Raw genomic sequence first — 14776 nt, forward strand, 5'->3', positions numbered from 1 at the left:
GAGGTAGTTCATTATGTTAAAATCTCTTTATATTAAAGCACTGAATAACAGAAGATTTCTTCAACCAGAACCAGAAAAAAACACTGATTTTTCCCTGGAGGGCAAATGGTTTGACAGACCCTATGCCAAAAGCAATAAGGAGTTTTCTATTGCTGCAGGTGATGGAAGTTTCAATATCAAGAAATTTCTCATGTTCAATTACTGCCCCGTATCTGCCGAAGCGCTGATTTATGACGGGCAGCTTAAAAATATCGAACAGTCAGAAATATTTGAAATAGATCATGTTCCTTTCATAAAAGAATTGGTTCCCAATTACATGTCAATATTCGAGCTTAAATGCTGTTTAAAGGCAATCAATGAATATGATGTCGATTATTATCTATTTGACGGATCCATTCTGGGGGATTTGCAGAATCATTACCCTAAAGGGGCAAAGCAGCCTTCAGATATCAAAAAGAAACTGACTCCGGGAGTCCTGAAACTCTTTGAGGATGACATCAATGATCTCTCAAGTCTTGATTTGTCATTTCCGGAAATAAAAAAGAAGGTATATGTTCACGTGTCCGGTGAAGGTGAGGATGACTTTAAGGACACCGAAATTGATGACGTTTATAATCTTTATTTATCATCAATCGAGAAATTACTGGTTTTAAAGGAAGTTTTAAAGAAAAATAAAAAGATCATTTCAATTTCCAAAACTTCATCAAGCAGTGATTTGTTCCACAGCAACGCTCCCGACATCGGTATTTTGGACCAGTTCACAGAAAAGCAGGGAATTTCAAAGTTAATTCACAAGAAAGTTGAATCAAGCACTCCCGTTCCGTTTCCGGTTTATGATGACTTTTTCAACGGATTGTGGTTCACGATATTTTATGTAAGGCTTAAGGAAAACAAGAACGTTTTAAAGGTTGAAATTCCTTATTATATAGAAGATAAAGATGATGATGAAATAACGGAAATCATTGAAATTATTAAAAGGGATGTCGCTGAAGGCTATCCGTATTTATTGAATAAGGCTCATAATGATGTGGTAATTACCAATAAGCATGTGGATGAACTTTTAAAGATTAGCAGAATTTATGAAACAACAAACAGAGAACAGTTAAAGAAGTGATAAAATGGTAGTTGGTTATTGTGTCGGTGAAATATCTCTATCCGAATTGACCTTTATTTCAGATAAGATGCCTCAGGTTGGAGAGTATGTCACGGTAGAGTATGACGGTAAAAAGGTTTTGGGAATGGTTGAAAATCTTGTAAGGGGAAATGATGCCCTAAACATTGATTTGCACGATGTTGAAGCTATTCAAACCATTGCACGTATAGGCGGAAAGGATTACTATATAAAAGGTAAGGTAAAGCTCTTGGGGGATGTCAATGACAATTTAAGGCTTCCGAGAACCCCTGCCCTTCCGGGTACTCCAATTAAATTGGCGGATAAGGAAATTTTGGATAAGGTATTCAAGGTTAAAAATCCGATTAGATTAGGTACATTGGTCAATCAGAGGGATATTGAAGTCAATGTTGAAGGAAACCCTATATTAAACAGACACCTGGCCATTCTGGCAATGACCGGTGCGGGTAAATCAAACACGGTCGCTGTTTTGATGGACCAGCTTCTCAGGTATAATGTTCCGATATTCGTATTTGATATGCACGGCGAGTACAGGGATGCTGATTTCCCGAATGGTGACGTTAATGTAATTCAGCCTAAAATCAACCCTACATACATGAACTTTTCCGAAATCAAAAGACTCGTCAATATTCCAAATAACGCATATATTCAGGAAAGACATTTCAGATACGCTTTCAACAAGGCCAGAACTCAAATTAATGAGGGAACTGAACATACATACAAGTTTTTAGAGGCAATGTATGACATTTTATATGTCCGCTCACAGGAAGAGGGTTCAGATAAACAGATTGTTGACGTGATGAATAAGATTGAAGACGCCAAAGACAAATACAACAACTTATTTGACAATAACAAGGGCAATATCTTAACCAGCATCAAGGTGGGGCATGTCAATGTCCTTGATTTAAGCCAGACTGATGAATCAGTATCTGAAGTCCTTGTAAGTCATATCTTAAGAAACGCCCTTCAGAGAAGAAAAAATTTCTTCCATGGAGGTTCTAATAAAACTTTAAATCATTCAGTCTTTTTTGTCATAGAGGAAGCACATATTCTTGCTCCTAACAAAAGGGACTCCCAGTCCAAGCATTGGATTCAAAGGGTTGCAAGAGAAGGCCGTAAGTTCGGTTTAGGACTGTGTCTTGTAAGCCAGTCTCCAAAAACTGTAGACCATGACGCATTGTCTCAGATGAACAACATGATAATATTGAGGTTAGTTGAACCTGAAGACCAAAGGCATGTTCAGTCTGCTTCAGAATCATTATCCAAGGACCTGATCAATCAGCTGCCTTCCCTAAATGTTGGTGAGGCCATTGTTCTGGGTTTGATGAGTAAAGTGCCGACATTAGTTAAAATTGATGAGTTTAAAGGTCGCCGTACCGGAGGAGACCTGGATATTATCGGGGACTTAGCAAGCTTTGAAAAAGATGAAGAAGATGAAATCAGGCACCAAGAACAGGAAAGCCTTGATTTGGGATATAATTATTAGTTAAGGTCAATATTGCTCTTAGAGGAAACATAAACCTTAAATAATTAATAAATTAAATTACTACATAATTAAATACTTTGTAAGTGTTTAAATTGGTTATATACAAAAATTTTAAAAGGTAATATAATGAAATTTGCACATTTAGCAGACACTCATTTAGGTTATCGCCAGTTCGGTTTATATGAACGGGAGAAAGACTTTTATGAAGTGTTTGAGAAGATAATTGATAGAATAATCGATGAAAAAGTCGATTTTGTAATACACAGTGGAGATTTATTTGACAATTCAAGACCTGCTCCAATAGCGCTCTTGGCATTTCAAAAAGGTTTAATAAAACTTAAAAACGCTAATATTCCTGTTTATGCTATTGCAGGAAATCACGATAGCGTACTTCGTAAAAACTCAATACCGCCACAGGTGTTATTCAAGAAATTTGGTTTGAAAGTAATCAGTCCGATTAATACTAATTACATGTTTGATGATGTATTTATTGCAGGTTTGCCGTTCTATTCATCATCACAGGATAAACTCCTTAAAAACAAACTTTCAGAATTGTCCAAAAAGGCAGTCAATCATGAAAAGTCCATTCTTGTATTGCATCAGGGCATTGACAAATATTTTAACCTGCAATATGAATTGGAAATAGGTGACGTTCCGGACAATTTCACATATTATGCGATGGGACACCTCCACAATTATATCAATGACGATTTCGGAAAAGGTAAACTGGTTTATCCGGGTTCCAGTGAAGTTTGGAAAACAACGGAACTTGGAGATTATAGAAAAAACGGAAAAGGATTTGTCATTGTAGATTTGGATGGTAAAAAACCTTCCGTTGAAAGGATTACCATTGATCTTCCCCGTGAATTTATAGACAGAACCATTGAATTTGAGGACTTGGCCAATGGAATTGCGGAAATAAAAAAGACAATTGAAAATTTCGACAAAAAGCCTATCCTTAATTTAACGGTCAATAATGTTACTTCAACTGGTACCGCATATGAAATGATTAATGAGGAGCTTGAAGATTTGGCATTGATGATAAGGCCTAAATTCAACACTCCTGGTGAGGAAAACATAGATTTAATCATAGATAAGGAAAATGCATTAGGTCCTATTGAAGTATTGTCTTCAAGACTTGAAAGCTATGAGGATGAAGACATCACCAAATTCGCAGCGGAATTATACAATTTGCTTTCAAAAGATAAAACAGAAGAAGCAAAAGAACTAATCGAGGAATTCTATAAAGAGAAATATCCTGTTGAAGAAGTTGAGGAGGATTAAAAATGATTTTTAAAAGATTAAGATTAAAAAATTTCAAATCCTATTCAAATGAAGTTATTAATTTTGATAAAGGAATCACAGTTATTGTTGGAGAAAATGGTGCTGGTAAATCCTCTATTTTTGAAGCTATTAGTTTTGCTTTATTCAAACAACACACTGCAGGCAAATTAGGTGATCTGGTTAGAAATAACACTGACCATATGAGTGTGGAATTGGATTTCGTATCAAGAGGAAAGGAATACAGGATTGTCCGTGACAAGAACAAATCCAAATCCGCATCAAGGCTCCTGACTAAAACCTCAAGCGACGGAGAATTCATGTCACTCTGTTCCGGTGAAAAAGAGGTCTCAGATAATATCCAGGCAATACTGGATATGGATGCAAATCTCTTCTTAAATGCTATTTATGTAAGGCAGGGTGAAATTGCAGAGCTTGTCGACAAACAGCCTGCTGATAAAAAACGCTTAATAGGTAAATTATTAGGTTTGGATTCCCTCGAAACAGCATGGAAAAATTTAGCTCCATTAATCAGCGAATATGAAAACAACTTATCCGAGATTAAGGGAAAACTTTACTCCAAGGACGCTCTTCAGGAGGAATATGATCAAAAGACCTCTGAACTCAATGAAATGAAAAACAGAGGCCATGAACTTGAATCACAAATTGAAGAAGTTAAAAATCTCAGAGAGGAAATTTCTGAAAGTAAACGTAACATGGAACGTGAAAAAGAAATTTATGAAACTCAGATGAATAATTTGAATAATGAAAAACAGACCTTGGAAAAACTTGAAAAGGATAAGCATACCCTTCAGGAAAATCTTGATAAGATACGTGAAGCTGAAGAGGAAATCGAACGTTTGGAGAAATATGTCTCAAAATTGGATGTTTATCTTGACTTTGAGAAATCTGTTGTCAGTATTCAATCCTTAAAAGAATCAGAAATGGAAACTGAAGAAAAAATAGATTCAATTAAGGAACAGAAACGTTTGGTTCATGAAAAAAAGCAAGGATATAATGATTATTTAAAATGTGATGAAGAAATAACCAAATTAACCAATCAAAAAATTGATTTGGAAAAAGAGCTGGCCACAATTACACAACTTGAAAAGGATAAGAAGAAACTTCTCGAAGGCATTGAAGCAGATAGAAATGACATTGAAAAGTTCTTCTCCCTTTCAAAGGAAAAATTGCTTGAGTTTGATTTTCCACAGGATGATTTGGTTGAAGTCGATGATTTGAAAAAGTTAGGCGAAACCACCAATCAGTTCCTAGAAGAAATTTCAACCAAAATAGAGGACTTAAGCAATAGCATCTCTTCCAAAAAGGAAGAGATTGTCGCATTCAAGCAGGCAATTAACGCCAGTGAAAAACCTCTCGAAGAATTGTCAAATGTAGACAACAAGTGTCCTGTATGTCAATCAGATATTGATGATGTCAAAAAAGAGGAATTAATCAATCAGTATACTACAGATATTGAAGAAAACAATAAGGCAATTAAGGATAATGAAGAAACTATTCGCCTTTTCACCAAGAATAAGGACAGCTTTAAAGAAAAAGAATCCAAAGTTAAAAAATTATCTGAAGACATTCTGGAATATAAATATAAATTCTCAAATCTTCAAAAGGACTTGCAACGCTTAAGCGAAATAGATGCAGGCCTTGATTCCAAAGAGTATATTGGAAATAAATTAGGTGAATTGATTCTCGAAATCGCTAGGCAAAAGGAAAGCCGTGAAAAATTCAAGCAGGATCATGATGATTATAACCAGTCCAAAGGAGCTTTGGATGTTTTAGGAAGTCAGACTGAAGCTGAATATAAACTCAAACAGATTAAAAACGAAATTGATGTTCATGTTCAAAATATCAAGCTGGCTATTGACAATGATCCTCATCTAAGCGGTGATATGGATAACCTTGAACTTAAACAGCGTATTGATGATTTGAAAGAGAAAAATGAAGAATATAATCAGTTGAAAGGTTTCGTTAAAAATAAAAATACCATATCTGCTCAATTTGATTCTGTTAAAGAGGATATTGGTGTTTCCAACAATCAATTGGAAATCATTCAAAACAAAATCGATGCATCAACTTATGATAAGGAAAAATACGAACAAATCACTTACCGTGATGAGATGTATGGCAGAAGATATGAATCCTTCAGCAATGAACTTTCCGAAATCAAGGGAAGGGCAAGGGAACTCATTAATGTCCATAAGTCATTAGCTGAAAAAATCAAAAATAACGACAGGTTCCAGATGGAATATGATAATATTTCACAGTATCTTGTTTTATTGAAAGATATTCGTGAGTTATATGGTAAAAACGGTATTCAAAAAGAATTGAGAAACAATTCCAGACCGATCATACAAAAGAACACCAAGGAATTCTTCGATGACTTTAATTTCAACTATTCCGATTTGATTTTGGATGATGATTATAACGTCACTGTAAGAGGTCCTGAAGGTGAATCTTCAATGTCCATGGTTAGTGGTGGTGAAAAAATAGCTATTGCATTGGCTTTAAGGTTAGGTATCACCAAATCAATGGCAAAAGGAGATTTGGAAACTATCCTATTGGATGAACCTACAATTCATTTGGATGATGCAAGAAGACAGGAATTAATCAATCTGTTAAAAGAAATGTCTTTACTGCCTCAAATGATAATTGTAACTCATGAAAATCAGCTTGAAAGCGCTGCTGATAATTTAATAAAAGTAGAAAAAGAAAATGGAATTTCAAATATAGTGAATTAAATTCACTATTATTCCATCATTTCGTCTGCACTCTTAATTGAGTCAACGATACAGTTACCGTTCCATCCGACGATTGTTGCAGCCCTGCTTTCTAATTCTTCCGGTACTTCTTCAAGGCCGTATGGTCTGACAAGTACTAATGGTATATCATATTTTTCGGCTGCTTCAAGTAAATCATCAAAGGTTTCTTTGTTGTCTTTGTATAGTCCTGCAAGTAAAATGATGCAGTCCACCTTATTGAAAAACGCATCTCCTGCAGTTGAGTATGAAGCGGACATTGATTCTTTCCATAAAAAATCAACTTTTGAGAATAATTTTTCAGTAAACTGAGCGTACTCATTGTTTTTGTCAAAACCATTGGTAATAATTAAATTATAAATTTTATCGTCTTTATCTTCCTCGAACATTCTCTCACCTAATCAAAAAATATATTTTATAAAATATGTAAATTATTAATATATTTAGTATAATTTATTTTAAGGTTTATGTTTTTTATGAGAGCGGCGGTTATAGGTTTAGGTGTTGAAGGTAAAAAGGCAGTTAATTCACTTTTAAAACATGGTTGGGATGTTTATGCAAGTGATTTAAACAGTAATATTGATTTATCTGATTTGAATTTGCCAGGTATTTCTTTAAATTTTTTAGATGGTGGAGAAACATTTTCTATTGTTTCTGACACTTTAACTTTGGATTTGGGATTTACCAATTCTCAGGCCATTGATGAATGTGATGCTATTGCAATCAGTCCCAGCATGTTTGGAGGTTCCTTTGCAAATAAACTGCTGGATGAAGGTCATCTCCTGAGTGATGTCGTAACCAATCATAAAAAGATATTCACAATTGGCATTACAGGCACTAACGGTAAGACAACCACCGTTCACATGTTAAAATCCATTTTGGAAAATGCAGGAAAAAAAGTTCTTGTCGGCGGAAACGGCGGCGGAGGCTTTTCAGGTTATTATGATTTGATGCTTGAGGCTGAAAACGGCGATTATGATATAATTCTTGTTGAAGTATGTGACATGACATTGGATTTCTGTAATTATGCATTTGACTTTGATATGGTTGGTTTAACTAATATAGGCAATGATCATATGGACGTTCACAAAACCATTGCCAATTATAAGGATTCCCTGGTCAGATTCTTTGACGGCAAGGAGATTTTTACAGCATTCAATCAGGATTTCAACAGCAACTTCAAAGAAGCCTCATCAAAACACATTTCTTACTTTGAATATCAGGATAAACTGAAGGTTTTCGGTAAGTTCAATAGATTAAATGCCGGTTTGGCAATGGCAATTGCAAGTGAATTGAAAGTGCCGAAAGATGTTATTAAAGATACTTTGGCTGAATTTGAAGCGGTCAGCGGCCGTTTGGATGTTTATAAAATTAATGATTCTCTGGTTTATGTTGGTAAAACTGACAATTCCGATGCTTTAAAATCCATATTGTCAGAAAAGGATTTCTATGCAATATTTATCGGAACGCCAAGACCTCATGAATCACACAGGTTGGATATTATTGATGAAGCAGTCAAATATAATCCTGAAGTCATAGTTGTTTTCCCAGGTTTGGATGATAATCTTGATTTGGTATTATATCGTTTGAACTATCTTAAATATAGGGGCAGAGTATTGACAGCAACTTCTTTAGATGACATTATTGCTTATGTTGCAGAGTTTTCTCATGAGGAAGCGATGTTGATAGGGGGTAATGGTCAGGATGCTATTATCAATATTCAAGAGAGAATTAAACTCATTTCTGAAAAGCTTTCATAATGCATTATGTATAAATAGTAATAAACATATAATTATATTTTGTATAATTAATTTAGGGTGTTTATGATAATGAGTTCAAAATGGAGAAACACATCTGTTAAAATCGTTTTGATTTTATTTGTTGTTTGTATAATGTTATTTGCATTTTCATTTGTAAATCATACTTCATTTACTGGTAAATCATTTGCTGAAGCTTACAGTTTACCTATTGGTCAATCAATGTTTGCTGGAGATTCTGTTTTAGATGATCGAGAGGCGGTTCAAGTTCCGCTCCTTGGTAATCCTACATTTATTCTTCATGAGATTGCAACTCTTGATTTGAAAGGTATATTATTGACTTTAACAACTGGTTATGTTCCTTTTGATTTTTCAACAATTTCTTCTGAAGGTATTGATTCATATGGAAATGTCTATGGCTTTGAAGGTCCGGGTTATCTGGATTTAGAGGGGGATAAATTAGCTGTAAAAGCTCCGGATAATTACATATGGGGTTACAGTTCACCATATAAAGTATTAACTAAAACAGAAAATGGTGTAGATGTTGTTGAAAACGGTACTGTTGTCCAGTCAGTTCCTACAGATCAAATCAAGAATTTGAATTTCAGTAATGATTTCTTTAATTCAACTTCAATTGTAAACTGGTATAATTATGATTCCAGTGTTGGTTCAAACTTTACTTTAGAAAAAGGAATCGTAGGATTTTCCGATGGACGGAATAATATCAGTTATGATGATGTTGAACGTATTTTCGGTAAAGAAGTATCCGATTATGTAGATGCATATCCATCTGGCTCTCCTATTGTCTTATACATGGGTAATACAACAGACGTTGAGGGAGAAGTTTACTATACTTATTTAGGTTCTCACCCTGAATATGGTGACAGTGTAAGAGAATTTAACGCTAATCAATTCGTAGATGCTTGGAACAATACTGTCATTCCACCTAACTGTAGCGGTAACGGACATGACTACGTTTCATTCGGTTCTGCAGCTGATGCTTCAGCACCTGGAGGAAGTGCTGCTCACGGTGTATGTCCGCCTGCAAGAGCTTTAAGAGCAGCTGTTTTAGGTGAAGGATTCAGTTTGCCTGTAGGTATGGACGGTTCTGAAAATGCTGTTTTATACGGTTATAATCCTGCAAGTGATATTAAAGTAACCAATACTCATGATTACCCTGTTAAAATTGTAATGTGGACCGAGGGGTCTGGAACTGGAATGTGTATCCTTGCTAAGATTGTCAGATATGTACCTACAGATCAGGTCAATACAAATAATATGACTTCAAACACTACTTCTACAAAAGATATAGGTGACACATAACCTATATTTCTCTTTTTTTATTATGACAATTTCAGCTATTATTACCGCAGCCGGAAAAAATTCCAGAATGCGCAAGGACCAGATTTCAAGAAATCTGGAAGTAAAAAATAAACTTGTTTTACCCTTCAATAATAAAACCGTTTTGGAGACAACAATTGACAATACATTATCCTCAAATATTGATGAATGCATTGTGGTACTTGGTCATTATAGTGATGAAATACTTGAAGCAATTTCAAATAATTATGAAGATAAGGTAAAATTCATTATTAACAATCCATGTGATGTAGGTTTATCAACTTCATTATACAATGGTTTGTCAAATATCTCCTCTGATTTTGCACTTTGCGTCACCGGTGACCAGCCGACAGTCTCAACCGAAACATTCAATAGGATGATTAATGTCTTGGATAAATGTGAAAATCCATATAAAACAATTTCCATTTTGAGAAGAAGAAAAACCGGACTGTTGGATACTGCAGAAGGTCTTGGAATGCCTTTTGTTGCACCTAGAATTAACCTGATGGAATATCTGGAAAATGAGGATGATAATTTAAATCCGATACTTAGAAAAATATTTGCTGACGGTTTTACTTTTTATGGTGTAAAAGAAAAAAATAAAAAAGAATTATTGAATATTAATCATTATGACGATTATCTCGAATTAAGCCATTGATTCTAATCCGGAGATTACTTCATCTATTTTTTCAGCGCTGATGCCGATAGTCATTTCATTATCTTTGATATCTGCAGCTTTTCTGGAACCGTCACAGCCTAATGTGAAGTTAACTCCGCCGTCAATGTAAGGATTTGCAAAAGCGTCTCCGCATAATGATTGAATACCTGCAAAACTTGGGTTAATTTTGTCCCCGGTAGCATAAACGATACTTTGGGCAAGTTTCATTCCGCCTACAGGTTCGGTAATTACTTGAATTACGTCGGCTTTGAAATCAGCTTCATCTAAAGGTGCATAAATCATTCCCCAATATCTATCTTTGACAATGGATAATTTAGCGGTAAGGCTTTTAGCAGTTTCTAAATCTTTGAATCTACCTAATGATAAGTATTTTTCACCATTTGCCAATTTTTCAGGCATGTCTCTAAGGCCAATAGCTCCAGCCCCTCCAAGACACATCTGTTCTTCAACAGTGCTGTAGAATTTTTCACCGAGAGAAGCTTTTCTAACCATTTCACAGTGTCTCACTTTTTCGTCAATTAACTCATAACCTTCAGAAACTTCGTCTTCACCATTAATTAACTTCATGGCAACAGGTTTGCAAGTTAATTTAACTTTTGAAGCAATTACTTCAGCATATTTTTGATTTTTTTCTAAATCACTACTCATAATACTCACCTATTTATATTATTTATTTTAAGGAATTTTAAAATCTTCGCTTTTGTTTTTGTTGTTTTTGCAAAAAGTTTTAAAGTCGCATGCGCTGCATGTTCTTTCCTCTGCTTCGGCAGTCCAGGCGTCCTGAATCTTTTCACCGTTTATTTCTTTAATTATTGATGTTTCTATCTTTTCAACAACACTGTCAAATTTTAATAATGCTTCGTTGATTTTATCCTCATCAATCGGGATTATTCTAATGGATCTGTCAATTTTAAATTTATCACTTAATTTTGGCATTTCATCGTCTTCTGTCCAGTTATCAATCAGTTCAATGTCTTTTTGATATTCCTCACCGTCTCCAACATCAGTCAGATGATAATAAATATCTTCTTTGATTAATTTCAAATCCTCAATTGATGGAACAAGTTCATTCAAGTAAAATATGATTCCTGCAACAGGTTTTTTGCCTTCCTGCTTTTGCCTGAGCCATGAATATGTTAAAATCTGCCTTTCATGATAGTCCCAGTTCTCGTTATTGCTTCCTGCAACGTCACATGGAGGCCTTTTCATACCCTTATAATCTATGATAATCTCGTATTCATCTTCATTATACTTTTCAACAATCCTGTTGAATTCCTCATTTTCCTTGAGGTATTTAACGATTTTATTGTCCTCATTTATATTAATCAGACTCAATACATCAATGACTCCGTTAATTCCATAATACTTTGAACGCTTATCGTTTTTGGTATATGGCATATCCCTTAGTCCTTTGATTAAAACTTCAGCAGACTCCATTAACGGGAATAAATCAGAACCCCAAACGTTAATCGCCTTTTCGGCACGGGCACTGGCCAGCTTTTTGTGGTCATATTCATTCAAGTCATCTATTGTCATGTCAAGATCCGGATGATTTATTGTAAAGAAATGATTTGCCGGAGGATAAAGTCCCCTTACCTGCAATCTTAAATCAATAATGTCTTCGATTGGCCTTATATCATTTTTCCAGTCCCATGGAAATTGGGTTTTGTCATTTTCCCATTTCATATAGGCCTCTTCCATCACTCCATGAATAAACTCTCCAAACCAGAGCTGAACGGGCATTGAAGGAGGAAGAGTTCCTTTGTTTTGATATCTGTACTGTAAACCGCATGTCAGATAAGACAACAAATCTCCGGTCAGGCTGTACTCCGGAATCATGTACGGTTTTGATTTTGATGATAATCTCATTTGTTTCACCCTCTTAAATTAAATAAATCTCCTTAAATCCTTTCTGATGTTCATCTCTGCTCCAGCCCAGTGCAACATTAGGAATTGATTTGTGCTTTTGCTTAAATGAATAGCCGTCAATGGCTTTATTAAGTCCAATTAATATTAAGATGTGTTCTGCTCTTGAAAATGCAACAAAATAAAGCCTTGTCAAGTCGTCAAAGGATTTGTCCTTTTCGCTTCTTTCATCTTCACCAAGTTCACTGTATTTACGTATGCTTTCTTCCATAATAGTATATTCTGGCTCTTTTTTAGGAAATCTCAGGTTTTGTGTTCTTATATCATTGTTTTTAAATTTTGAACCCACATCCACAATAACCAATGGAAATTCCAGTCCTTTTGACTGGTGAATGGACATTACATTCAGTCTGTTTGCAGGCAAAGTCTCAAGGAGTGCCTCATCAATTGCAACGTCTCCTGTAGCTATAGGCAGGAAAATGTTCCAGATAGCTTCCAGAATTGATGCCCTTTCAATTTCAGGAGATGTAAAGACAATATTTGCGGAAAACTTGTTGAAAAATCCTGTCTGTGTAATTGACTGGGTTATTGCTTCAAGATAAACTACTCCTTCAGCGTCCTCCTGCAGGAAATCCAGCCATGTTACCAGTTTATATGCAAGCTCCATCAGGTTTGCCCTGTCCGGCCATTTATCATATCCTCTTGGGTTTCTTCTCTGCCAGTCAATGACAAAGGTATTTAGGCCAAATGGCTCGTGAGGCTCAGGATTCAACTTCATATAATCTCTTGCTTCATATCTCCAGCGCTGCATGTTTTTCTTACCGAGACTTGGAAGCTGCTTGTCTGAATTCTGTATTTTTGATTCAGGATCAATACATTCAAGCATCAAACCGCAGAATATTGCAACCTCTTTGATTTCCTGCAGGTCACGGCCACGTGGATTGAATACTTCAATAGGTTTCCTTTGTCTTTTAAGCTGATTTCTCAGGTATCCGTTAAATGTATGTGTTCCGGATTTCATTTCCTTTGGAGAATATGTTAAGACAGCCATGTCTGAAGCGGAACCTTCCTCCTCATCCAGCTTGATACTGATGTTTTCTATATCCTGTGCCTTTCTTGCACTTTCCTTTTTCAGTTCTTTCAGCTCTTCCGGTGTTTTACACTTTTCCAGTTTTTTAAAGTATTCTTCATCAATTACCCTGTTGACCTTTAAAGAGGTTTCGCCTTCATTAATCAAATCGCTCACTAGCTTTGATAAATCATGAGCCAGCATCTTCGGATTGTTTCTAAACATTCCTAAAATAGGCATGTTGTACTTTTCAAGTTCCGGTGCGATAATTTTAGGCTTCGCCTCTACTCTTGCATTTTGGTATTCACCGTCAAGCTCAACAAACTGATTACAATGATTAATAATGTTTTTGCTTGAACGGTAATTGGTTCTAAGATTAATTTCTTCAACGTCAATTCCAAGTTTGTTTTTGACTCTTGATTTGAAATTTGTAAACAAATCAACTGTTGCTCCTCTGAAACGGTAAAGTGATTGGTCGTCATCTCCCACAACGGAAATGCTTCCTCCATTTTCGATTGCGGATTTTGCCATTGTAAAGTAGATTTCTTCCTGTATAAGATTGGTGTCCTGATATTCGTCAATTAAAATGATTTTCAAGTCATCCAAAAAGATGTCCAGCTTATTGTTTCTAAGGGAATCCAGGAATTTTGATTCAAGCATTGTAAAATCGATGATGTTTCTGCTTTCAAGCTCTTCCTCGTACTCTTTAATGCAGTCAAGTGCAATTCTTGCACCGCCCCCTTCGCCTACATTATTGTAGAATTCTTCAAAGTCAATCTGGTCATAATACATCCTGTTTTTCAGCTGCAGTAGGATTTCACTCATCTGGGAAGCTTCCTTCAGCTTATCCTTTTTGGTAAAGCTTTTAAGATATCCCTGAAGGTTTTCATCAAGATAACGGTTGTCCTTTAGAAGTATTCTCACCATAGCGAATTTAGCGACAAACTCTTCAATAACCACTTCCTGGTTTGTTCCAGGTTCTTTATGAACTCTTAAAAGTTCCTGGGCAATGCTGTCTGTTGTTCCAATGGTCAATTGGTTAAAGTCGATTCTGTTGATTTCTATAAGTCTGTCGAAATCGTCTCCTGCATTGTCGATAAGGTAATTTTTAATCTCATCTCCCCATCCAAGAATACGGGAATAGAGTTCATCTGCCGCTTTTCTGGTAAATGTGGTTGCAAGTATTTCAATAGGCTTGATGTCATCAACGAATATGTACTTTAATATTTTAAGCACAATTACTGTTGTTTTTCCAGATCCTGGTCCCGCTACAATAAAAAGTCCTTCATTTGCCTTTGAACGAATAGCTTTTTTCTGGTCATGGTTGGATGAAATATCTCTTTTCAAAATATTTACCACTATATCTTCAAATTCTTCATAACTAATCATTG

General features: G+C 35.4%; 11 protein-coding genes. 7 read left to right on the forward strand and 4 right to left on the reverse strand.

Annotation, left to right across the window (positions count from 1 at the left end; translation table 11 throughout):
- The first annotated feature begins 13 nt into the window (after positions 1–13).
- The 4 genes from ACKI44_RS07625 (at position 14) to ACKI44_RS07640 (ending at position 6655) form a co-directional block, all read left to right on the forward strand.
- On the forward strand, positions 14–1114 hold the full coding sequence (locus ACKI44_RS07625) for a DNA double-strand break repair nuclease NurA (RefSeq protein ID WP_407423129.1): 1101 nt from the start codon (positions 14–16) through the stop codon (positions 1112–1114).
- Between the two features lie 4 nt (positions 1115–1118).
- Positions 1119–2618, forward strand: coding sequence for a helicase HerA-like domain-containing protein (locus ACKI44_RS07630; protein WP_407423131.1), 1500 nt, complete (start codon positions 1119–1121; stop codon positions 2616–2618).
- 126 nt (positions 2619–2744) lie between these two features.
- Positions 2745–3902, forward strand: a complete 1158-nt coding sequence (locus ACKI44_RS07635; protein ID WP_407423133.1) for an exonuclease SbcCD subunit D — start codon at positions 2745–2747, stop codon at positions 3900–3902.
- A gap of 2 nt (positions 3903–3904) precedes the next feature.
- Positions 3905–6655 (forward strand): AAA family ATPase, encoded by a 2751-nt coding sequence (locus ACKI44_RS07640; RefSeq protein WP_407423135.1) that lies wholly within the window; start codon positions 3905–3907, stop codon positions 6653–6655.
- A gap of 8 nt (positions 6656–6663) precedes the next feature.
- Here ACKI44_RS07640 and ACKI44_RS07645 read toward each other — a convergent pair whose 3' ends face one another.
- Positions 6664–7062 (reverse strand): nuclease, encoded by a 399-nt coding sequence (locus tag ACKI44_RS07645; protein WP_407423137.1) that lies wholly within the window; start codon positions 7060–7062, stop codon positions 6664–6666.
- 87 nt (positions 7063–7149) lie between these two features.
- Between ACKI44_RS07645 and ACKI44_RS07650 the strand changes: the two genes are divergently transcribed.
- The 3 genes from ACKI44_RS07650 (at position 7150) to ACKI44_RS07660 (ending at position 10429) form a co-directional block, all read left to right on the forward strand.
- Entirely contained in the window at positions 7150–8433 is a 1284-nt protein-coding gene (locus tag ACKI44_RS07650) for a Mur ligase family protein (protein WP_407423244.1), read from the forward strand.
- A 69-nt stretch (positions 8434–8502) separates the two neighbouring features.
- Positions 8503–9753, forward strand: coding sequence for a hypothetical protein (locus ACKI44_RS07655; protein ID WP_407423139.1), 1251 nt, complete (start codon positions 8503–8505; stop codon positions 9751–9753).
- A gap of 22 nt (positions 9754–9775) precedes the next feature.
- A complete protein-coding gene (locus ACKI44_RS07660) occupies positions 9776–10429 on the forward strand; it encodes an NTP transferase domain-containing protein (protein WP_407423141.1) in 654 nt (217 codons plus the stop codon).
- Here the strand turns inward: ACKI44_RS07660 and ACKI44_RS07665 are convergent.
- From ACKI44_RS07665 to ACKI44_RS07675, 3 genes are read right to left on the reverse strand one after another with little or no spacing between them, the layout of a single operon-like run.
- Positions 10418–11098, reverse strand: a complete 681-nt coding sequence (locus tag ACKI44_RS07665) for a DUF169 domain-containing protein (RefSeq protein WP_407423143.1) — start codon at positions 11096–11098, stop codon at positions 10418–10420. The two genes, ACKI44_RS07660 and ACKI44_RS07665, sit on opposite strands and share 12 nt — an antisense overlap.
- Before the next feature lie 27 nt (positions 11099–11125).
- Positions 11126–12319, reverse strand: a complete 1194-nt coding sequence (locus ACKI44_RS07670; RefSeq protein WP_407423146.1) for a PD-(D/E)XK nuclease family protein — start codon at positions 12317–12319, stop codon at positions 11126–11128.
- Between the two features lie 13 nt (positions 12320–12332).
- Positions 12333–14774, reverse strand: a complete 2442-nt coding sequence (locus tag ACKI44_RS07675) for a UvrD-helicase domain-containing protein (protein ID WP_407423148.1) — start codon at positions 14772–14774, stop codon at positions 12333–12335.
- Positions 14775–14776 lie beyond the last annotated feature (2 nt).

The sequence above is a fragment of the Methanobrevibacter sp. genome, assembly GCF_045646205.1.
Lineage (GTDB): Archaea > Methanobacteriota > Methanobacteria > Methanobacteriales > Methanobacteriaceae > Methanocatella.

Coding starts and splice junctions, on each gene's coding strand:
- ACKI44_RS07625 (WP_407423129.1), top strand. CDS start 14: ATGTTAAAATCTCTTTATATTAAAGCACTGAATAACAGAAGATTTCTT.
- ACKI44_RS07630 (WP_407423131.1), top strand. CDS start 1,119: ATGGTAGTTGGTTATTGTGTCGGTGAAATATCTCTATCCGAATTGACC.
- ACKI44_RS07635 (WP_407423133.1), top strand. CDS start 2,745: ATGAAATTTGCACATTTAGCAGACACTCATTTAGGTTATCGCCAGTTC.
- ACKI44_RS07640 (WP_407423135.1), top strand. CDS start 3,905: ATGATTTTTAAAAGATTAAGATTAAAAAATTTCAAATCCTATTCAAAT.
- ACKI44_RS07645 (WP_407423137.1), bottom strand. CDS start 7,062: ATGTTCGAGGAAGATAAAGACGATAAAATTTATAATTTAATTATTACC.
- ACKI44_RS07650 (WP_407423244.1), top strand. CDS start 7,150: ATGAGAGCGGCGGTTATAGGTTTAGGTGTTGAAGGTAAAAAGGCAGTT.
- ACKI44_RS07655 (WP_407423139.1), top strand. CDS start 8,503: ATGAGTTCAAAATGGAGAAACACATCTGTTAAAATCGTTTTGATTTTA.
- ACKI44_RS07660 (WP_407423141.1), top strand. CDS start 9,776: ATGACAATTTCAGCTATTATTACCGCAGCCGGAAAAAATTCCAGAATG.
- ACKI44_RS07665 (WP_407423143.1), bottom strand. CDS start 11,098: ATGAGTAGTGATTTAGAAAAAAATCAAAAATATGCTGAAGTAATTGCT.
- ACKI44_RS07670 (WP_407423146.1), bottom strand. CDS start 12,319: ATGAGATTATCATCAAAATCAAAACCGTACATGATTCCGGAGTACAGC.
- ACKI44_RS07675 (WP_407423148.1), bottom strand. CDS start 14,774: ATGATTAGTTATGAAGAATTTGAAGATATAGTGGTAAATATTTTGAAA.